Annotated in this window: 21 protein-coding genes; 11 read left to right on the top strand and 10 right to left on the bottom strand. The window is 33.0% G+C overall.

Features of this window, described 5'->3' with window-relative positions:
- Positions 1-37 precede the first annotated feature (37 nt).
- Both VOI25_RS01660 and VOI25_RS01655 read right to left on the bottom strand, forming a co-directional pair.
- On the bottom strand, positions 38-607 hold the full coding sequence (locus VOI25_RS01660; protein ID WP_323787154.1) for a hypothetical protein: 570 nt from the start codon (positions 605-607) through the stop codon (positions 38-40).
- Entirely contained in the window at positions 608-1,684 is a 1,077-nt protein-coding gene (locus tag VOI25_RS01655) for a hypothetical protein (RefSeq protein WP_323787153.1), read from the bottom strand. It lies immediately after the preceding gene.
- 184 nt (positions 1,685-1,868) lie between these two features.
- On the opposite strand from VOI25_RS01655, the gene VOI25_RS01650 reads away from it, so the two are divergent.
- Positions 1,869-2,489: a thioredoxin family protein gene (locus tag VOI25_RS01650; protein WP_323787151.1), complete on the top strand. Its 621-nt coding sequence runs from the start codon at positions 1,869-1,871 to the stop codon at positions 2,487-2,489.
- Here the strand turns inward: VOI25_RS01650 and VOI25_RS01645 are convergent.
- The 5 genes from VOI25_RS01645 to VOI25_RS01625 all read right to left on the bottom strand — a co-directional run bounded on the left by VOI25_RS01645 (position 2,486) and on the right by VOI25_RS01625 (position 6,080).
- Positions 2,486-3,241 (bottom strand): hypothetical protein, encoded by a 756-nt coding sequence (locus tag VOI25_RS01645; protein ID WP_323787150.1) that lies wholly within the window; start codon positions 3,239-3,241, stop codon positions 2,486-2,488. The genes VOI25_RS01650 and VOI25_RS01645 overlap by 4 nt on opposite strands.
- Positions 3,242-3,339: 98 nt before the next feature.
- The gene (gene truB, locus VOI25_RS01640) at positions 3,340-4,029 is read right to left on the bottom strand and encodes a tRNA pseudouridine(55) synthase TruB (RefSeq protein ID WP_323787149.1); all 690 of its coding nucleotides are present in this window, start codon (positions 4,027-4,029) and stop codon (positions 3,340-3,342) included.
- Between the two features lie 4 nt (positions 4,030-4,033).
- Positions 4,034-4,825: an undecaprenyl-diphosphate phosphatase gene (locus VOI25_RS01635; protein ID WP_323787148.1), complete on the bottom strand. Its 792-nt coding sequence runs from the start codon at positions 4,823-4,825 to the stop codon at positions 4,034-4,036.
- 56 nt (positions 4,826-4,881) lie between these two features.
- Complete coding sequence (locus VOI25_RS01630) at positions 4,882-5,145, bottom strand: DUF3098 domain-containing protein (protein ID WP_323787147.1); 264 nt, start codon at positions 5,143-5,145, stop codon at positions 4,882-4,884.
- Positions 5,146-5,201: 56 nt separating this feature from the next.
- Positions 5,202-6,080, bottom strand: coding sequence for a cell division protein FtsX (locus VOI25_RS01625; protein ID WP_323787146.1), 879 nt, complete (start codon positions 6,078-6,080; stop codon positions 5,202-5,204).
- Between the two features lie 122 nt (positions 6,081-6,202).
- On the opposite strand from VOI25_RS01625, the gene VOI25_RS01620 reads away from it, so the two are divergent.
- The 8 genes from VOI25_RS01620 to VOI25_RS01585 all read left to right on the top strand — a co-directional run bounded on the left by VOI25_RS01620 (position 6,203) and on the right by VOI25_RS01585 (position 16,797).
- On the top strand, positions 6,203-9,103 hold the full coding sequence (locus VOI25_RS01620; RefSeq protein WP_323787144.1) for a leucine--tRNA ligase: 2,901 nt from the start codon (positions 6,203-6,205) through the stop codon (positions 9,101-9,103).
- Between the two features lie 3 nt (positions 9,104-9,106).
- Entirely contained in the window at positions 9,107-9,469 is a 363-nt protein-coding gene (locus VOI25_RS01615) for a hypothetical protein (RefSeq protein WP_323787143.1), read from the top strand.
- A gap of 166 nt (positions 9,470-9,635) precedes the next feature.
- Entirely contained in the window at positions 9,636-10,736 is a 1,101-nt protein-coding gene (ald, locus tag VOI25_RS01610; RefSeq protein ID WP_323787142.1) for an alanine dehydrogenase, read from the top strand.
- 86 nt (positions 10,737-10,822) lie between these two features.
- Complete coding sequence (locus tag VOI25_RS01605) at positions 10,823-11,518, top strand: zinc metallopeptidase (RefSeq protein ID WP_323787141.1); 696 nt, start codon at positions 10,823-10,825, stop codon at positions 11,516-11,518.
- Between the two features lie 89 nt (positions 11,519-11,607).
- The gene (locus tag VOI25_RS01600; protein WP_323787140.1) at positions 11,608-12,312 is read left to right on the top strand and encodes a Bax inhibitor-1 family protein; all 705 of its coding nucleotides are present in this window, start codon (positions 11,608-11,610) and stop codon (positions 12,310-12,312) included.
- A gap of 243 nt (positions 12,313-12,555) precedes the next feature.
- Positions 12,556-14,475 carry a histidine kinase dimerization/phosphoacceptor domain -containing protein gene (locus VOI25_RS01595; protein WP_323787139.1) on the top strand — a complete coding sequence of 640 codons (1,920 nt, stop codon included), beginning with the start codon at positions 12,556-12,558 and terminating at the stop codon, positions 14,473-14,475.
- Positions 14,476-14,477: 2 nt separating this feature from the next.
- Positions 14,478-15,191 carry a LytR/AlgR family response regulator transcription factor gene (locus VOI25_RS01590; protein ID WP_323787138.1) on the top strand — a complete coding sequence of 238 codons (714 nt, stop codon included), beginning with the start codon at positions 14,478-14,480 and terminating at the stop codon, positions 15,189-15,191.
- 145 nt (positions 15,192-15,336) lie between these two features.
- The gene (locus tag VOI25_RS01585) at positions 15,337-16,797 is read left to right on the top strand and encodes a T9SS type A sorting domain-containing protein (protein WP_323787137.1); all 1,461 of its coding nucleotides are present in this window, start codon (positions 15,337-15,339) and stop codon (positions 16,795-16,797) included.
- A gap of 12 nt (positions 16,798-16,809) precedes the next feature.
- Here the strand turns inward: VOI25_RS01585 and VOI25_RS01580 are convergent, their stop codons facing one another.
- On the bottom strand, positions 16,810-17,280 hold the full coding sequence (locus tag VOI25_RS01580; protein ID WP_323787136.1) for an Lrp/AsnC ligand binding domain-containing protein: 471 nt from the start codon (positions 17,278-17,280) through the stop codon (positions 16,810-16,812).
- A 30-nt stretch (positions 17,281-17,310) separates the two neighbouring features.
- Positions 17,311-18,675 carry a saccharopine dehydrogenase family protein gene (locus tag VOI25_RS01575; protein WP_323787135.1) on the bottom strand — a complete coding sequence of 455 codons (1,365 nt, stop codon included), beginning with the start codon at positions 18,673-18,675 and terminating at the stop codon, positions 17,311-17,313.
- 77 nt (positions 18,676-18,752) lie between these two features.
- Between VOI25_RS01575 and VOI25_RS01570 the strand changes: the two genes are divergently transcribed.
- On the top strand, positions 18,753-19,148 hold the full coding sequence (locus tag VOI25_RS01570; protein WP_323787134.1) for a DUF423 domain-containing protein: 396 nt from the start codon (positions 18,753-18,755) through the stop codon (positions 19,146-19,148).
- Positions 19,149-19,208: 60 nt separating this feature from the next.
- Positions 19,209-20,825, top strand: a complete 1,617-nt coding sequence (gene pckA, locus VOI25_RS01565) for a phosphoenolpyruvate carboxykinase (ATP) (RefSeq protein WP_323787133.1) — start codon at positions 19,209-19,211, stop codon at positions 20,823-20,825.
- A gap of 71 nt (positions 20,826-20,896) precedes the next feature.
- On the opposite strand, the gene VOI25_RS01560 is transcribed toward pckA, so the two are convergent.
- A complete protein-coding gene (locus VOI25_RS01560) occupies positions 20,897-21,649 on the bottom strand; it encodes a uroporphyrinogen-III synthase (RefSeq protein ID WP_323787132.1) in 753 nt (250 codons plus the stop codon).
- Between the last annotated feature and the right edge of the window lie 15 nt (positions 21,650-21,664).

Genomic DNA, 21,664 nt, shown 5'->3' with positions numbered 1-21,664 from the left:
TATGTATTTCAAGAAGTTATAAGATAGAAAATCTAGACTAAAAATGAAAATTAAGGTTAACAAGTCCTACTTTTCTAAAACCAACTTTAAAGCTTTCGTTTGTTTTATCTCCAAAAGTATCATTATCAACAAATAAATTGTATTGAATTAAGAAAAGCGGTTCAATAGACAGGGAAAAGTTCGGACTAATATAATAGGCGATACCAAGAATTGGACCAGCTCCAATTTTGTAAGCTTCCCTATTGGAGCTTCGGAATTTTTCATATCTAGTGAGAATGTCCACACCATAATAAAACTCCCATTTTTTTAACAACTTTATATTTTTATCGATTCCAACTTTTATTCCAGCTTCTGTTGAAGCATTTTCATCATTATCGCTAAAATAGCTTACACCAAATCTTAAGGAATAGTCTGTGTTTAATTTGTAACGGTAATCAATAGTATAAGCACTTTCATCAGAATTAAAAACGACTTTTACAAATTCTGAAGCACCAATCCCTATTTGGTGTTTATGTTGTCTTGGAAAAAAAAAATCAGTATCGTTTACATCTTGAGAAAACCCAAAAGATGTAAACAATACTGAAAGTAATACGATGAGGTGTTTCATTTAGTTAATAAATGCCGAGAAAATCGTTTCTAGTTGGTTTACAAAATCGTCACCAACATATCGTGTAACATTGTCACTAGTTCCGTCTTGGTAAATAATAGTTACAAAAGCACTACCATCAGCTTCTTCATTGTAAACTAAATCACCAACCTTAGCATTGTTGTAGTAGGCATCTGCATTAACAAATTGATTAATTTGACTAACAGTTATATCACCATCAATTACAGCTAAATTGTCTATTTCAACACTATATCTAACTTCGAAGTTTTGGTGTAAAACTGTACCAAATGCATGTGAAAAATCTTCAGCACCTGCAATGTTTGCGTAATCTGAAGTGTTTAAAACAATAGTTGACATGATACTAGTTACACATGAACCATTGTTTTGTAATCCGTAAGTAAAATCAAACTCTGTTGATGTGTTTCTACTTAAATTAATAGTGTGTGTAAATGGAGCTGTTGTCACACTTAAATCAATGTTTGAAGGAAAAGAAAAATTAGAATTAACCTCATACACAACATTAGATAATGAGATATTAAAAAGTTCTATATTGTTCTTTTTAATGTAGCCAGTAAAAGCCGTCGGTAATTCAGAATTTTCGCCATCAAAAGTTACCATTTGAGATGCATAAGATGTAATGGCTAATTCTACATTATTTGATGCACTATTTTCATCATGTGGAAACAAAAACACCATAGTATTATCAGCGCTATTAGTGAAATCCCAATTTTGTGAAGTAGCATTCCATGCATAGATTCCTACGTGAGAGCTAAATGAAAAATTCTCAAACTCAATATTAAAAACATCTAATCTATCTAAAAGCAAATCAGCATAATCACTATAGATTTCGCCATTTGCAATATTAAAAAAGTCTTGTAACTCAGTAGAAAAAGCACCATCTTCAAATGTTTGTAAACAGCTTAGTAGCTGAGTCATTGAAGCTTCAATGTTTTGTTGGTCTTCTGCTACAGTAGTAGTGCTATCTTGTGTCGTTGAGTCATCAGATGATGAACAAGAGTTGAAAACGGTCGTTACACTTAAAAGTGTAATTAATAGGATGCTTTGTAGTTTTTTCATGATATGTTTTAAAAATAAATATTTCATGCAAATATATATATTTAGTTAAAATTTAGAACTTTATGTAGTAAGTATTTAAATGATTTTTCGTCTTAATTCTTGACGATCCAATGAAGACTTTTGATTATATGATTTTAGTCATTTTTCATTGGGTGAGTTTAAACTAAATTGCAACTTAAAATTTATGACAACATTGGAACATATAGCAGTAAAAGACATCCTTAGCGAAAGCTTACACAAAGGAATTTCATACCAAGATTATCGCACATTAGTCCGTGATTTAGTTGAACAAGGTTCAACTACAGGAAATGATAAAACGGAAGCATTAGTAAATTATACAATGCTAAATGACCGACGAATGAAGCGATGGGATAAGACCATTAAAATTTCAGAAGCGATTAAAGACAAAGTTTCAAGATTCAATAGAAACGTGACTTGGCTTGTCATTACAGAAAGTTGGTGTGGTGATGCAGCTCATGTAATTCCAGTTCTAAATAAAATTGCAGAACTTACAGATAACATCAATTTGAAATTGGTTTTAAGAGATGATAATGAAGCTTTAATGGATCAGTTTTTAACTAATGGTGGACGCGCAATTGCGAAATTAATCATGATTGACAACACTACTGGTGATGTTCTAAATACATTTGGGCCAAGACCAAGTGAAGCGACGCAATTGGTAAATGATTATAAGGCTAAACATGGAACATTAACACCTGAATTTAAAGAAGACTTACAAGGTTGGTACAATAAAAATAAAGGTCAAAATATCATTGATGATATTATGACCTTACTCGATCTTTAACCTTTTCCTTTAAAATAATACGTAATAGATCCTATCTGACTTTTTGAGTTTGCATCAGAAGAAAAGATGGCTTTGTTTGCATACTCTAATGCGTGATCAATTAAACATTGATTGTTTGAAGATGAAGATGTATTGATATACGTATCTGTAACTAAACCATTGGAGTTAACTGTGATATTGACCACAATTTTTCCTGTGGTTTCACACAAATATATTGGAGGATCTAATCTTACCTTATCTCTATTTCTTAACGAAAATGTGACACTGCTGCTTTTATTAGAGGTACTATTCTTATCGCTTTTTTTTGAAGAGTGCATTGCTAAAATATCATTTGCTTTATTAAAGGATTGACGCTCTTTTTCATTTACCGCATAGGCTTTTGAACTGTTATAATCAGAATTAAAAGTTATTACATCATCTGGAGTTTCTGAGGTTTCTTCTGAAATTTCCTCGTGTTTCTCAGTTGCTTTTTCAATGTCGTTGGATGCCATCGATTTGAAATTCTTCATCATGTCCTTAAACTCTTGATCTTCATTAAAGGCTTCGTTGGTTGTCGATTTTGCAGCTTCAGCAGCCTTAAGTTCTTCTTCCAAAGCTTTTAGTTCTTCAATAGTTTGAGGTTCTATTTCGTAGTAACTTTCAGAAATAAATTCTCCAGCTTTTTTAATCTGAAGACTAAACATAGCCAGGACTACAGTTCCAGAAATTAAGAATGTAATCAGCAAGGCTTTATGTTTATCTAAGATTTTCAAATAGGTTAATTTTTAGTTTTGGTTGCTATATGATATACGTTAAGATAAGTAATTTAGATTAAAAGAAGTTGAAATACAATTCTAGTGTAACTAAAAATTCAGGATAGTTTTGCAATAAAATCTTCTGGTGACATGGCATCATTAACGTGATATTCACCAATTTTTGTGCGCCTTAATACCGAAAGATGAGCACCCGAATTTAGTGCTTTCCCAAAATCGTGAGCCAACGATCTAATGTATGTGCCTTTACTGCAAACCACTCTAAAATTGATGAGGTTACCGTCAATAGTTGTGATTTCGAATTCTGAAATACTGACTGTTCGTGATTTGATGTCCACGTCTTCTCCAGCTCTAGCAAATTCGTATAAACGTTTGCCATCTTTTTTTAACGCAGAAAACACAGGAGGAAATTGTTCAATATTTCCAATAAATTGGGATGTCGCTTCATAGATAAGATCATTATTGATGTGATCTGTTGGAAATGTTTGATCGATTTCTGTTTCTAAATCAAATGAAGGTGTTGTGCTTCCGAGAACAAGGGTTCCAGTATATTCTTTGTCTTGACCTTGAAATGTATTGATTTGTTTGGTCATTTTTCCAGTACAAATAATCAATAATCCCGTAGCTAAAGGATCAAGAGTTCCTGCATGGCCAACTTTTATTTTTTTTATATTGAAAGCCTGTCTAATCTCCCAGCGCAACTTATTAACGGCTTGAAATGAGGTCCAGGTTAGTGGTTTGTCAATAAGTAAAACTTGTCCAGCTTGATAATCTTCAGCAGTAAGCATATGTTTAGATTGAAGCGATTCCAATCGCGATTAAACCAACAATCACACAGTAAATAGAGAAGTAGATCAATTTACTTTTCTTTACGATGCTAATCATCCATGTGCAGGCAAATAATCCTGATACAAAAGCAGCAATAAATCCGATGCTTAAAGATGTAAAGTTTGAACTGTCATAAGTGAGTTCACCACCTATAATGTCTTTAGCTATTTTTCCAAAGATTAGAGGGACAACCATCAAAAAAGAAAAACGAGCTGCTTTAGTTTTATCATTTCCTAGTAAAACAGATGTCGAGATGGTGGCTCCTGATCGAGAAATACCTGGTAACATGGCAATAGCTTGTGCAAAACCAATTACTATGGCATTTTTAAATGAGATATTTTTTTTGGTGTCTTTGGCTTTGTCTGCTAAGTATAGGAGTAAAGCGGTTAAGATTAGCATGAAGCCCACAAGTTTGATGCTTCCGCCAAATAATTCAGCTAATTCAGCTTCATAAGTATATCCAATTAAAGCAGCTGGTAACATGGATACTGCAATTTTAGATGCAAATTGCAAATCGTCATTCCATTGGAATTTTAAAATACCTTTCAATAAAGACCAAATATCTTTTCTGAAGACCACGATGGTACTTAAAGCAGTCGCAAAATGTAAAACAACAGTAAATAATAAACTTTCTTTCGGAATGGATTCATCTCCAAGAATGGCTTTACCTAATTCTAAGTGACCACTGGATGATACAGGTAAGAACTCTGTTAATCCTTGAATAATGCCTAAAATAATTGAATCAATGATATCCATGTGGCAAAAATATCAAAATAGAGACATGAAAAGCTAAAAAGAAGGTAAATTTATAATTAAGATTTTGAATCTTTATTCGGATTCAACAGAATAGCATACACTTGAATTCCGAAGCCAATCAACACCATAGCAGGAGCAAGTCGAATTCGTCTCCAACTAAAGATAGAAGGGTCAAAAACATTAGGATCATCGCTTCCACCACCAGACATTAAGATAAAACCTAGGGCTATAAAGCCTAAACCGATAAGCATGAACTTATAGTTTTTCTTTCCGAATATGAATTCGTTTTTAGTGGTCTCTTTGCGTTTTTGTTCTCCCATGATTAAATAATGGTGTAAATATAAAAGAAATTTTAGAGCAAATTCTTAATTAAATATTAATAGTATAACTGATCTGTTTTCAGATTTAAGAAACGCTGTGTTGCAATAAACGTACTTATCCATGTAATCAAAACACCCAATAAAAAGATGCTAATAAATAAAGCAGCTACCAAAACAGGTTTCTGTAGCAGCTCTAATTCAGGAAAGGTTAGATCGAGATAATACAATACAATTCCCATTCCTATTAATGCAACAACAGCTCCAATTACTCCTAATTGTACACTTTTAAAAACAAAGGGACGTCTAATAAATGTTTTCGTCGCACCAACCATTTGCATGGTTTTTATAATAAAACGTTTAGAATAAACAGCTAATCTAATAGAACTGTTAATCAATAAAACCGCAATTAATGTAAATATAGCACTGAGCAATAACACCCAAAATGTGATTTTCTTGACGTTATTATTCATCAATTCTACAAGATCATTGTCGTAAGTGATATCTTCAATAAATTTTTTATTAGCTAATTCTTCCGAAATACCATCTAGTGTCTCATTCGTCACATAATCTGCTTTCAAATAGACATCAATGGAGTTTTGTAAGGGATTATAACCTACAAAATCCATAAAATCTTCACCAGTTTCAGCTTTCATCAATTCGGCAGCTTGCTCTTTTGAAACATATTCGGTCGATTTAGTGTATTCAGCCATGGCTAAGGTATTCTCTAATTGATCAACTTCAACTTGTTTTGCCGAATCATTCAAATAGATAGTCACTACAACTTGCTCTCTAAAATGGTCAGCTACTTTTTTAGCATTCAAAACGAGTAAGCCCAAACAGCCTAACAAAAACAAGACTAATGCAATACTTATTACGACTGAAAAGTAAGACGTAATTAATTTTCTTTTTTGATATCTGTCAAAAGATGAACTCATATTCTAAGGCGTTGATGGTGTAAAAATATAAAAGAAATCTCTTTGTATAATGTTTACAACGCTTAAACTTTTAAATGTGTTGTAATACCTTTAAATTTGCGGTCTAAATTTGCAGAACAACAATGAGTTATCATTTTAACGAGATAGAAGCCAAATGGCAAAAATATTGGGCAGACAACCAAACATTTAAAGCTGAAAATAACAGTGCTAAGCCTAAATATTATGTATTAGATATGTTTCCTTATCCTAGTGGAGCAGGCTTACACGTTGGCCATCCGTTAGGTTATATTGCTAGTGATATTTATGCGCGTTACAAACGTCATAAAGGATTTAATGTATTGCATCCTCAAGGTTACGATAGTTTTGGTTTGCCTGCAGAACAATATGCCATTCAAACTGGTCAGCATCCTGCAATTACTACCGAAACGAATATTAAAACCTATCGTCGTCAATTGGATCAAATTGGATTTTCATTCGATTGGAGTAGAGAGGTACGCACTAGTAATCCAGAATATTACAAATGGACACAGTGGATTTTCATACAGTTATTCGAATCGTATTACTGCACAGATTCAAATATGGCAAGACCAATTTCAGAATTAATTGCTGTGTTTGAAGCTGAAGGGAATACACAAATTAATGCAGCTTGTGATGATGATGTTGAATCATTTACTGCTGAAGATTGGACTAGTTATTCTTCCGAAGAGCAACAACGCATCTTATTAAAATATAGATTGACCTATTTAGCAGAAACGGAAGTGAACTGGTGTCCAGCACTAGGAACCGTTTTAGCCAATGATGAAATCGTGAATGGCTTATCTGAGCGAGGAAGTCATCCTGTAATTAGAAAGAAAATGACGCAATGGAGTATGCGTATTTCGGCTTATGCTGAACGCTTACTTCAAGGATTAGATACTATAGATTGGACGGATTCTCTTAAGGAAAGTCAGCGCAACTGGATTGGAAAATCGGTTGGAGCATCTGTAACTTTCAATGTGATTCCTGCTGTCACGTCGAGCGCAGTCGAGACGTCTCATAAAATAGAAGTCTTCACAACAAGACCTGATACCATTTATGGTGTGTCATTTATGACCTTAGCTCCAGAACACGAATTGGTGTCAAAAATAACTACGGAAGCTCAAAAAGCAGAAGTAGAAGCTTATATACAAGCGACGGCAAAGCGAAGTGAACGTGACCGTATGGCTGATGTAAAAACCATTTCAGGAGCATTTACTGGAGCGTATGCTGAACACCCATTTTCAAAAGAACCCATTCCAATTTGGATTGGTGATTATGTTTTAGCAGGCTACGGAACAGGAGCAGTAATGTCAGTTCCTTGTGGTGATCAACGTGATTATGATTTTGCAAAACATTTTAATATTCCTATTCCTAATATTTTTGAAGGTGTCGATATTTCAGAAGAAGCATTTGCATCTAAAGAGAATGTAAAGATTGCGAATAGTGATTTCCTTAACGGATTAAATTATAAGAAAGCAACTAAAACTGCTATTTACGAATTAGAAAAACTTAAACAAGGCGAAGGAAAAACGAATTACAGATTGCGTGATGCTGTGTTTAGCAGACAACGATATTGGGGCGAACCATTTCCTGTGTATTATGTAAATGGAATGCCACAAATGATAGCACAAGAACATTTACCAATCGTGTTGCCAGAAGTTGAAAAGTACTTGCCAACAGAAGAAGGTGAACCACCTTTAGGTCGTGCAACACATTGGTCTTGGGATACAAAAAATAATAAAGTAGTTTCAAACGACCTTTGTCATTCAGAGCACAGCGAAGAATCTGGTTCTGTCACGTCGAGCGCAGTCGAGACGTCCTTAGACAACGGAATCTATCCTCTTGAACTAAACACCATGCCAGGATGGGCAGGAAGCTCATGGTATTTCTTCAGGTATATGGAAGACCTTGCCGACAGAGATGAAGCTTTTGCTACTGAAGATGCGTTGAACTATTGGGAAAATGTCGATTTATATATAGGTGGAAGCGAACATGCCACTGGACATTTACTGTACTCACGTTTTTGGGTGAAGTTCATGAAAGACAGAGGTTTTGTAAATGTTGAAGAACCTTTTAAAAAGTTAATTAACCAAGGAATGATCCTTGGGACGAGTGCTTTTGTTTATAGAGAAGAAGGTACCAATAGATTTTTGTCAAAAGGATTAATTGAAGGCAAACGGGTACAACCTATACATTCAGACGTGTCATTTGTAAATGCCTCAGAGGAACTGGATATTGAAGCTTTCAAAAACTGGAGAGTAGAATTTAAAGATGCAGAATTCATCTTAGAAGATGGCGTTTACAAAGTAGGTCGAGACGTAGAAAAAATGTCCAAGTCCAAATACAACGTCGTCAATCCAGATGCCATTTGCGAGCAATATGGCGCAGACAGCTTACGTTTGTATGAAATGTTTTTGGGTCCATTAGAACAAGCTAAACCATGGAATACTGCTGGTATTACTGGTGTTCATGGCTTCCTTAAAAAACTATGGAAATTATATATTGACGATAATGGTTTAAAAGTCGATGATTCAGAACCAACAAAAGACAATTTAAAAACACTTCATAAAACCATCAAGAAAGTGGAAGACGATATCGAGAACTTCTCGTTTAATACGTCTGTATCTACTTTTATGATTGCAGTAAATGAATTAACCGCTCAAAAATGTACAAGTAAAGCAATTCTTGAACCTTTATTAGCTTTGATTTCACCTTATGCACCTCATATTGCAGAAGAACTCTGGAATAGACTTGGTAATGAAACGTCTATTTCTACAACACCTTTTCCAACATTTGATGCAAGTCATTTAGTTGAGAGCAGCAAGAATTATCCAATATCATTTAATGGTAAAATGCGTTTTACTTTAGAATTGCCATTAGATATGACAAAAGATGAGATCGAAAAAGCGGTTATGGCTCACGAAAAAACCATAGCGCAATTAGAAGGTCGTACGCCTAAAAAAGTGATTATTGTACCGGGTAAGATTGTAAATATTGTAGGATAAGATATGAATATATATAAGCTCAAAAGAAATGATAAGATTGGCTTATTTTTATTTGCAGCTTTTGTAATTACAACGTCTTTAATTTACGTGTTTGAAGAGCGATTTGATAAACACCAATGGAGAAGTGAACCAACAAGGCGTTATCAAATGGTCGACGATATTATTGAATCGCAAATGCTTAAGGATAAAACTAAAGATGAAGTTATAATGCTTTTGGGAGAACCTAACTCCGTAGCATCTACAGAAAAGGATTTCTTTCTTTACAGATTAGGGAATCCGCCTAGTTTTTTCGAATCAAAACGTGAACAATTGCTTATTGTCTTTGAAGATGACAAAGTTTTGAAAGTTGCTACTACTTTAGAATGATTTCTTGTACTTTCATGGCATCATTTTTTTAAAAAATTGAATACTTCATATTTTGAGGGTTCATATTTGAGAATTTCATAAAAATTATTAAGAACTCAAATTTCAGTAAGTTCCGATAAAATATTCATCGTATTTTTCTTTCAGCAACCATAAAATTTTTCTACTTATGATTATAGGAGTTCCTAAAGAAATTAAAAACAATGAAAATCGTGTAGGAATGACTCCTTCAGGTGTTTTCGAATTAGTTAAAAACAACCACACTGTATTTGTACAAAAAAATGCCGGTTTTGGTAGCGGATTTTTCGATCAAGATTATACAAATGTTGGAGCTATAGTTTTAGATACAATTCAAGAAGTTTATGCATCATGTGATATGATTGTCAAAGTAAAAGAACCAATAGAAGACGAATATCCTTTAATTACATCAAAGCATATCATTTTTACCTATTTTCATTTCGCATCGAGCAAAGTGCTAACGAAACAGATGCTTAAAAGCAAGTCCGTTTGTATTGCCTATGAAACTGTTGAAGATAAAGATGGTTCTTTGCCATTATTAACTCCAATGTCTGAAGTGGCAGGACGAATGGCCATACAGCAAGGTGCTAAATATCTAGAAAAACCAATCAAAGGAAGAGGTGTTTTACTCGGTGGTGTACCTGGTGTGCCTCCTGGAAGAGTATTGGTTTTAGGTGCTGGTATTGTTGGAATTCAAGCGGCTAAAATGGCAGCTGGTTTAGGAGCTCATGTGACTATAATGGATATCAATATGAAGCAATTGCGATATGTAAATGATGTGATGCCAAACCATGTCGTTACAGAATTTTCCAGCGAATACAATATTAGAAAACGTATTAAAGATCACGATTTAATTATTGGAGGTGTATTGATAAAAGGCGCCAAAGCACCAAAGCTGATCACACGTGATATGTTAAAAGATATGCGGCCAGGAACTGTAGTTGTTGATGTTGCAGTAGACCAAGGAGGCTGTATAGAAACCACCAAAGCAACGACTCATGAAGACCCAACTTATATTATTAATGATGTTGTGCACTATTGTGTTGCGAATATGCCTGGTGCAGTTCCTTATACGTCAACTTTAGCTCTCACAAATGTCACCTTACCTTATGTGTTGAAACTGGCTAATCTTGGCTGGGAAAACGCATGCAAACAAGATGAAACTTTAGCAAAAGGTCTGAATATTGTAAATGGTAAAATTGTTTTCAGAGAGATTGCAGAAGCTTTTAATTGGTCTATCGATACCATATAAAAACTGACAAAATTTCCTAGATCAAAATTGGCGCACTTTTTGTTATCTTTAAGGTATAATTTTAATATAAAAAAAGTATGAATGGAATGATGGGATACTACGTGCTAATTGGAGCGATAGCTTTAGTGAGTTGGTTAGTGAGTAGCAAATTAAAACGAAAGTTTGCTCAATATTCTAAAGTGCAATTACGTAATGGCATGAGCGGACGAGAAATTGCCGAGAAAATGTTAGCAGATAATGGCATAGGTGATGTTGAGGTGATTTCAGTGTCAGGTCAGTTGACAGATCATTATAACCCGAAAAATAAAACAGTAAACCTTAGTGAAGCTGTTTACAATCAAAGAAATGCAGCTGCTGCAGCCGTTGCTGCACATGAGGTTGGTCATGCAGTTCAACATGCACAAGCATATAGCGCTTTAGGCATGCGTTCAGCTTTGGTCCCAATTGTAAGTGTAACATCAGGAATGTCACAATGGTTAGTCATTGGAGGTTTAATTCTTGGTGCTGCTGCTGGAGTAGGTATGGGCTATTGGGTAGCTGTTTCAGGATTAGTCTTTATGGGATTTGCGACCTTGTTTAGTTTTATCACATTACCAGTGGAATATGATGCAAGTAACAGAGCGTTGGCTTGGTTAAAAGCTAAAAACATGGTAACTCCTGAAGAATATAATGGTTCAGAAGATGCTTTAAAATGGGCAGCCAGAACGTACTTAGTTGCAGCAATTGGAGCTCTTGCTTCATTATTGTATTGGGCACTTCAAGTGTTTGGAGGTAGAGACTAATAATAGTTTTTAAATAATATATAAAGTCGGATATGTTAATTATCCGACTTTTTTCTTACATTTCATATTCTAAACAATCAAACATTTTTATGGAAAATCAAATTCAAGAACCTGTATTACTCAATGAGGTATCTGATGTAGATCGCGTTGCCTTTTACAAAAAAACATATAGCCATGTTGCAGGTGGTGTACTCTTTTTTATTCTCTTTGAATATTTATTACTCCAAAGCCAAACTATAATTGACTTTGCATTATCTATGACAGAAGGCTATCGTTGGTTAATTATGCTTGGAGGATTTATGTTTGCAACTAATTATGCTGAACGAATGGCACTAAAATCGCCAAATAAAAACACACAATATTTAGCTTTCGGACTTTACATTCTAGCAGAAGCTTTTATTTTTGTGCCTCTTATTTATATTGCTGCATTTTATATGGAGTCTGGTCCAGAACTCTTAAATCAGGCAGCTATTGTAACTTTAGCACTATTTACAGGATTGTCTGCTGTGGTGTTTGTTACAAAAAAGGACTTTTCATTTATGAAAACGGGATTAACAATTGGCTTTTTTATAGCCATTGGGTTGATCGTTGCAGGAACACTTTTCGGATTTAATTTAGGGCTATGGTTTTCGGTAGCCATGTGTTTGCTTGCTGGAGGTTCTATATTATATCAAACCTCTAATTTGGTAAATAAATATACAACTGAAGATTATATTCCTGCTGCATTAGGGTTGTTTGCATCTTTAATGTTACTATTTTGGTATATACTCAGCATATTTTTGTCAAGAGATTAAACAGAATTAGCATACACTAAAAAGCCTCTGAATTTTCAGAGGCTTTTTAGTTTAGATTATATAGCTTAACTTTAAAAAACCATCGCTTTACTAATAAATCATAGTAGTTCCCCTTTTTTGAGGATGCTCTACCTTGTTATTTAAGTAGCTTTACATTATTTGAATTATTAATTTTAATTATCACTATTTTTATAAATCATTTTGAAGTATAAGTTATCTCTAATAGTTGCTCTAAGTTGTTCCATGATATTGTTTTCTCAACAAGAATCAAATACCTTAAGTAAAACTATAGATTCTATAATTCATAATGTAGATAATCTATCTTCAGATCAAGAACGAATTAGTGAGTTAACCGGTTCTGCAGGAAAATACAGGTATGTTTCAGATACTAAAAAATTGCTGAATAAAGCATTAGAAATTTCTACTCAATCAAATCAAAACGAGTTTTTAGCCCAATCGTATTATTCACTTGGAAACTATTACTATTTCAATTCAGAGTTAGATTCAGCGTTGATATATAATGAAAAAGCTAATGATTACTTAAATGATGGAGATTTGCTTTTTTTGAAGGCCAAAGTTCTAAATTCTAAAGGTACTATTTACAGAAAAAAAGGTAATGTGGTTTTGGCTATTTCTACGATGTTAGAATCAAAAAATTTAATGGACAAGATTGATACTTTGGATTTTACAGATGCTGAAAAACATCAGTTTAAAGGTCAAAATTTGGTATTGAACAATTCATTAGCAAATTTTTATAATCAAATGGAAGATTATGATACAGCACTAACCTATTATGATAATGCGTATCAAGCCGCTCTAAAACTTAATGCTACTGTAAACGCAGGTGTAATTATGTCTAATAAAGGCGAATCGCTTTTAAATTCTGGAAAGATTAAAGACGCCATACAAGTGCTAGAACAAGGGAAACAACTAAAAATAAAAGGTGAAGCACATCCTCGTTTAATTGCTAATTCTGATTTAAATATTGGCCTAGCATACTCAAAAAATAGAGAAGATGAAAAGGCTCTTGAATTTTTAAATATTGCGTATGATTATTATTTGAGCAACAAACTAGATGGTAGACTGGCTTTAGCTTTAAATTATAGAGGTGAATTATTTTTAAAACAAGAACGCTATTTAGAAGCTAAAAATGATTGTGAACAATCCAAAAAACTGGCCTTAGAACAAAGTGATTTAGAATCTTACAGAAACTCTTGTGATTGCTTGTATAAAGCGTATAAGCAATTAAATTTATTTGAGAAATCTCTTGAAAATCATGAGATCTACCTTAAGACTAAAGATTCTTTATTCAGTGAAAAAAACATAAAAAAGCAAACACAACTTGAAATGCAATATGCGTTTAAAAAAGAGCAAGAGTTGCAAAAGCTTGAGGCCGAAAAAAACGAGAAACAACGTAAATTGTTTTTGTCTTTTGCCATAATAGGTTTGATTGTCGCGTCATTACTAACGTTTTTATATTCAAAAAACCGATCTAAAAGCAAGTTATTGGCTACTCAAAAACAATTGTTAGAAAAAACCGTTGGAGAAAAAAACATGCTACTTAAAGAAACACATCATCGTGTTAAAAATAGCTTTCAAATTGTTTCCGGATTGTTATTTTTGCAATCTTCTACTATTAAAGATAAAGCAGCTTCAAAGGCCTTAAAAGAAACACAAAATAGGATTAATTCTATGGCTGTTTTACATCAAAAATTGTACAAACAGGATCATACTTCTGGTATAGACTGTAAAGATTATATCACGGCGTTAATAGCTGATATATTGTCGTCTTATAGTCTGCCTAATATTGAAAAAAAACTTTCGGTTGAGCCCATTATTATGGATATTGAAGTGGTTACTTCTTTAGGGCTCATTATTAATGAGTTGGTTACTAATAGCTTGAAGTATGCCTTTACTGAGGAAACAACTAATAATATAATTGAAATTAAACTACAACGACAAGAAGATAACATTGTTCTTGAGGTAAGTGATAATGGTATTGGACTTTTAGAAGATTGTGACAAAAAAGATTCACTTGGATTGTCCTTGGTAAAAGATTTATCTGAAAAAATTAATGGAAAAATTAGTTTTCAGTCCTTACAAAACACGCATCCAAAAGGCACAAAGGTGGTTATTATTTTAAATGAAAACGATATATTGTAATTATGAAATCTATTTACATCGTAGAAGACGAACCTATTATTGCTAGAACTATTAAAACGGCTTTGGAAGAAGAAGGCTATACTATTTGTGGTATTGCCAATAATGGAAAGGAAGCCTTGTACGATATTGATGATTTACAACCTGATTTGGTCCTTTTAGATATCACTTTAAAAGGTACTGTTGATGGCATAACTGTGGCTGAAAAACTACAGAAAAAAAGTAAAATTCCATATGTGTTTTTGACTTCACTTACAGATTCTGAAACAACTGAACGCGTTAAATTAACGAGGCCTGCAGGTTTTATAAGCAAGCCTTTTACAATAGCAAGTTTGAGAAATAATATAGAAATTGCACTGTTTAAATTGAATGCAAACGTCACTGGTGAAAGTGAAACCACGGTTGATGATGATTCTCTTTTTATAAAAAACAAAAGTGAATTCATTAAACTAAGTAAAGCCGATATCCTTTTTTTTGAAGCTTCAGATTTTTATTGTTATGCCCATACTTTAGAAAGAAAAATTTTAATTAGTAGAACCTTAAAATATGTTGAAGCTAATTTCAATGACTCTTCATTTTTGAGAGTCCATCGTTCTTATATCATAAACCTCAAAAAGATTGATGCCTTATTTGATGGGTATTTAACTATCAATAAAAAGACAATTCCTGTAAGTAAATCGAATAAAGAAAAACTGCTTAATTCATTATCATTATTATAAACATTCGTTTACTGATAATATCATTCTTCTCACTTAAAAAAAAGCCTCTTATACTTTTTAATTATCAATAAATCAATGCATTGGATGTAATTTTATGTTGTTAGGATTCCTTGAATCTTTTCATTAACCAACAAAACCACATAAAATGAGACAGCTTAACTTTTTTCTTTTGCTAGCTTTTTTAAGCTTTAATATCAATGCTCAAAACACCTTTGTTCCAGATGACAACTTTGAGCAAGCCTTAATAGATTTAGGCTATGATTCTGGAGCCTTAGATAATAATGTCCCTACTGTTAATATTAATACCATCACTTATTTAAATGTTAGTAATAATGCGATTTCTGATCTTACTGGAATTGAAGATTTCACAACATTAACTAGTTTAGATGTATCTTCTAATAACCTAACCAGTTTAGATGTAAGTAATAATTTAGCCTTAGAAATTTTACAGTGTTTTAATAATAGTTTAACTAATTTAGATGTAAGCAATAATATAGCATTAGAACTTTTAAACTGTCATACCAATAATATAACCTATTTAAGTCTTGTTAACAACCTGCTATTAGAGACCTTATATTGCCTTAGTAATGAATTGACAGGCATAAATTTAAAAAATGGGAATAACACAATTATTACCTATTTTAATGCTTTGCTTAATCCAAATTTAGCTTGTATTCAGGTTGAAGATGCAACATACAGCGAAGCAAACTGGACATTCATTGACGTACAAACTAGTTTTAGTGACAACTGCTTTTATAACAGTACAACCTATGTTCCGGATGATAATTTTGAACAAGCCTTAATAGATTTGGGTTATGATTCTGGACCATTAGATGATTATGTTCCAACAATTAATATTAATACGGTTACTTCTTTAGATGTTAATGCTAAAGCTATCTCTGATCTTACTGGGATTGAAGATTTTACTGAACTAACTACTTTAGGATGTAATTTTAATAATTTAACCAATATAGATCTCAGCAATAATATAAATTTATTGTATTTGGGATTAAGTAATAATAATATCGCTAGCCTGGATTTAAGTAATAATACCGCATTAAAATCTATAGCATGTAATGGGAACACCTTAACTCGCTTAAATTTGGTTAATAATCAAGCATTATTGTCTTTAGATTGCAGAAGTAATCAATTGTTTGGTTTAAATGTTAAGAATGGAAACAATACCAAGGTTTTTTATTTTAATGCCACTAATAATCCTGACCTATCTTGTATTCAAGTTGATGATGCTGCATACAGTGGTGCGAATTGGACCAACATTGATCCAACAAGTAGTTTCAGGAGAAATTGTCGTTATGTAGCCACGTATGGAAATAGGTTTAGCCAAGACGTTTTAGATTCAAAAAAAGTTTCATTTTCTGATGAAAAACTTTCAATATATCCAAATCCTGTAAACAGCGAATTTACCATTTCTTTGCAATCAGATGCTTTATATTCAATATTCAATATGAATGGACAAAAGTTACTAGAAGGACGTTTGGTTATGGGAGAAAACCATCTGAATATATCACAATTACAAACAGGTATGTACTTTCTACATGTTGTTAATGATGGCGTTTTAATCCAGAAGAAACTGATTAAACAGTAAGAAAGTGGCGATTTAAATCTTTATTTGTCGATCTATTTGTTGATCTAATGAAATAAAGGTTTCTGTCCTTGAAACTCCTGTAATAGATTGAATGTCATTGTTGAGTACATGCATAAGATGCTCGTTGTCTTTACACAGAATTTTAATGAAAATACTCCAGTTGCCTGTTGTGTAATGACATTCTAAAACTTCCGGGATTTTTTGTAATTGCTTTACAGCTTCAGGATTACTAACCGCTTTATCCAAAAACACACCAATGAAAGCCATTGTTGTATAGCCTAAAACTTTAGGATTGATAACAAACTTAGAACCTGAAATCAATTTTGATTTTTCAAGTTTTCTTAAGCGTTGATGAATTGCAGCTCCCGAAATACCAACTTGTCGTGCAATTTCGAGAATAGGAGTTCTAGCATCAGACATTAAAGCTCTTAATATCTTTTTATCAATACCATCAATTTGTATGTTTTGGTTAACAGTTTTCATCTCGTTTTCTTGTTTGTCAAGAATTGATTATCACACATTTAAAGGATTGTAACCTAAATAAGGAACTTCCTTTTCAGTAAATTTAATTCCGAAGTCCTCTAATTCTTTTAGAATAGGATCATATATTTCTTTGTGAATTGGAATTTGTACTCCTGGAGTGGTTATTTTTTCATTTAAAATAGCTAAAGTTGCTATGGCTACTGGTAAACCTACAGTTTTTGACATGGCAGTATACGTTCTGTCATCACCTTTGGTAACCATTGTTGAATCTATTTGATGCATCTTACCATTAAGTTCATATCCAAATTTGTGATACATCACTATCATATCCTTATCTTCATCTTGTAATGTCCAACTATCTTCCAAAATCTTTTGAAGTATTTGGGCTGGAGTTGCCTCTTTAAGTTCAACCATCTTAGTTTTACTGAAAAGATTTAACTCTTCCAATTTATCCCAAACAATATCATCTTGATCAATTTTTAAAGCATGTCTGAATTTTAATTCAACCGAGTCCGTTGGGCTATACGGTAAAAATGCATTTATAAAATCGCGATAACTCATGTTTTCACTATCTTCAATATGATAACTGTCATCTGTCATTCCTAATTGAACAAACACGTTCCATGCACGACCAAACCCAACACGACGAATTGTACCTCGATATAAGGTTTTTATATCATCCATGCCATAAGCATCTTGGTATTTTAAAGAATCTCTGTTAGCATAAGCTTCAAACCGTCCATAGCCATCAATTTCTAAAAATTCTGTACGTCTGAATAATCGATTATAGGGAATATATTTATAAGTACCTTCTTGTAAGAACTTTGCAGCACTACCTTGACCTGCTAAAACCACGTTTCTAGGGTTCCATGTAAATTTGTAATTCCACAAATTGTTATCACTTTCAGGAGCAACAAGTCCACCAGTAAAGGATTCAAAAAGAATCATTTTTCCACCTTGAGATCTAATATCATCAATAATTTTCATGGCACTCATGTGGTCAATACCAGGATCAACGCCTATTTCATTCATAAACACGAGCCCTTTATTCTTTGCTGCATTGTCTAAATCTTCCATTTCCTTGCTTACATAAGAAGCGGTTACCATATGTTTTCTGTAAGTGATACAGTCTTTGGCAACTTCAATATGATAACGTGCAGGAAGCATAGATACTACAATGTCAGCATTTTCAATAGCATCTTGTCTTGAATGGCTACTGAAAATATCAAGGTTTATAGCTTGACCATTTTCATGATTATCAATTAGTTTTCTAGCATTTTGAATATTGATATCACCTACAATAATGTGAAGGTTTTCTTCAGTAGATTTATTTAATAAATATTTTATAAGGAACGATGCAGATTTTCCTGCACCAATAACTAAAATCTTTCGCATAATGGATTTTGTTGAGTAGTTTTGTTGTGACGAATTTACTAAATACTAAGGGTTATTAAAACCAAAAATTCAATTATATGAATAGGACTATTTTTATAACAGCTACTATTTTAGGACTGCTTGCAATTGTATTGGGAGCTTTTGCAGCTCATGGATTGAAATCTTTAATTCCACTGGAGTCGCAGCAAACATTTGAAACAGGAGTGCGATATCAAATGTATCATGCGTTTTTCCTACTTGTTTTAGGGAATTTAAAAATGATCTCAGAAAAATCAAAACGAATCATTTTCTATTTAGTCATCCTTGGTTTGATTTTCTTTTCGGGATCAATTTATGGTCTAGCTACAAACGTATTGACATCATTTGATTTTAAAAATATTGGATTTATGACACCAATAGGTGGTTTGTTATTAATAATAGCTTGGTTCATATTGTTGATAAACTTTTTAAAAATGAGTACTGATAAATCATAAATTAAAGGCTGTACTTTAAAATATTGTTTAATTTTGCAGTCTAAACAACATAAACAAATTATGGTAAACCATACACAAAGTACGAAATCGATTGCGTTAGATGATTATGGTATTAAAAATGCTAAAATTAGATATCAATTATCTGCTGACGAACTTCATAACATTACAATAGAAAAAGGTCAAGGTGTTGAGTCCTCAACAGGAACTTTAGCCGTTAACACAGGTGAGTTTACAGGAAGGTCTCCTAAAGACAGATTTATTGTAAAAGATGATATTACTAAAGACAAGGTTTGGTGGGGAAATATTAATATTCCGTTTGAACCAGATGCATTTGATAAGCTTTATGATAAGGTTGTAAATTATCTTTCAGAAAAAGAAGTTTTTGTAAGAGATTGTTATGCATGTGCTGACACTAATTACAAATTAAATATTCGTGTAATTAATGAGTATCCTTGGAGTAATATGTTTGCCTATAACATGTTCTTGCGTCCAACAGAAGATGAATTAAAAAGCTTTTCACCTGAATGGACAGTAATCAATGCGCCAGGATTTATGGCTGATGCTGAAATTGATGGTACAAGACAACATAATTTCGCGATTTTAAATTTTTCTAAAAAAGTTGCATTAATAGGTGGAACGGGTTATACAGGAGAAATTAAAAAAGGTATCTTTTCTGCATTAAACTTTATTCTTCCTGTATTTAAAAATACATTACCTATGCATTGTAGTGCTAATGTTGGTAAAGACGAAGATACTGCCATCTTTTTTGGTTTATCTGGTACTGGTAAAACAACATTGTCAACAGATCCCGATCGTAGTTTAATTGGAGATGATGAGCATGGTTGGACCAATGAAAATACTGTGTTCAATTTTGAAGGAGGTTGCTATGCCAAAGTAATTAATCTATCTCAAGAGCAAGAACCTGAAATTTATGAGGCTATAAAAAAAGGTGCTATACTTGAAAATGTAATCCTTGATGAAAAGGGTGAAGTAGATTATGCAGATACATCAATTACCCAGAACACAAGAGTAAGTTATCCTATTTATCACATCGATAATATAAAAGTACCTTCCATAGGTAAAAACCCAAAAAATATATTTTTCCTTACAGCTGACGCGTTTGGAGTATTGCCTCCAATTTCAAAATTAACACCTAGTCAGGCAGCATATCATTTCATTTCTGGATATACAGCAAAAGTTGCAGGAACAGAAGCTGGTGTTGTTGAGCCTCAACCAAGTTTTTCTGCATGTTTTGGAGCACCTTTTATGCCCTTACATCCAACGGAATATGCTGATATGTTAAGTGCTAAAATGAAAGAGGCTGGCGTAAATGTGTGGCTAGTTAATACGGGATGGACAGGTGGTCCTTATGGCGTAGGTACTCGTATGAAATTAAAATATACTCGTGCTATGATAACAGCAGTACTTAATGGAGAATTAGGTTTATATAACTATGACGATTATCATATTCATTCAGTTTTTGGAGTTGCACAACCAAGGTCTTGTCCTGGAGTTCCTCAAGAAGTTTTGAGCCCAAGAAAGTCTTGGAATAATGATGAAGCTTATTATAAAGCAGCTTTTAAACTATCAAATGCATTTCGTGAAAACTTTAAACAATTTGAAGATTATGCTAGTGAAGAAATAAGACGTGGTGGTCCTCAACGCTATACGTTTTAATTAGTTACTAGTGTTAAACAAAAAAAGCGATTTCAATTAGAAATCGCTTTTTTTATGTTTTTTAAAGACTGTTATTTTCCTTTATTGGTCTTTTCTATATATTTATCTAAAGCCATAGTCATAGATGGTGTCTCTGGAGTAGGAGCCGCAATATCAACTCTTAATCCATGAGATTCGACAGCTTTTATAGTCGTATTTCCAAAAACAGCTATACGCGTTTCATTTTGCTTAAATTCTGGGAAGTTATGAAATAGTGATTCTATACCTGAAGGACTGAAAAACACTAAAATATCATAGTATACATTAGCCAGATCTGATAAATCACTAATAACCGTTTTGTAAAACGTTGCTTGTTTCCATTTAACGCTTAAGCCATCTAAAATTTCTGGAACCTCAGGTTTTAATTTATCTGTTGTAGGTAAAAGGAAACTTTCGTCTTTGTACTTTTTAATTAAAGGCGACAAATCTGCAAAGGTTCGTTTACCTACATAAATTTTACGTTTTCTGTAAACTACATACTTTTGTAAGTAATAGGCAACGGCTTCAGATTGACAAAAATATTTCATGGTGTCAGGAACCTTAAATCGCATTTCTTCAGCTACTCTAAAAAAATGATCTACAGAGTTTCTACTCGTAAGTATGATAGCCGTATAATTGACAAGATCAACTTTTTGTTGTCTGACATCTTTAGCTTCTACTCCTTCAACATGAATAAAAGGTCTGAAATCAATTTTTACTTTTTGCTTTTCTTGAAGATCAAAGTAAGGCGAGTTTTCTATTTTAGGCTCTGGTTGAGATACTAAAATCGTTTTCACTTTCGTCATATCCAATTAAGTGTT

Source organism: Psychroserpens sp. (assembly GCF_034670085.1).
In the GTDB taxonomy this organism is placed as follows: Bacteria; Bacteroidota; Bacteroidia; order Flavobacteriales; family Flavobacteriaceae; genus Psychroserpens.
Note: the sequence above shows the minus strand (reverse complement) of the source record. Positions and strands in the feature narration are given on the sequence as shown.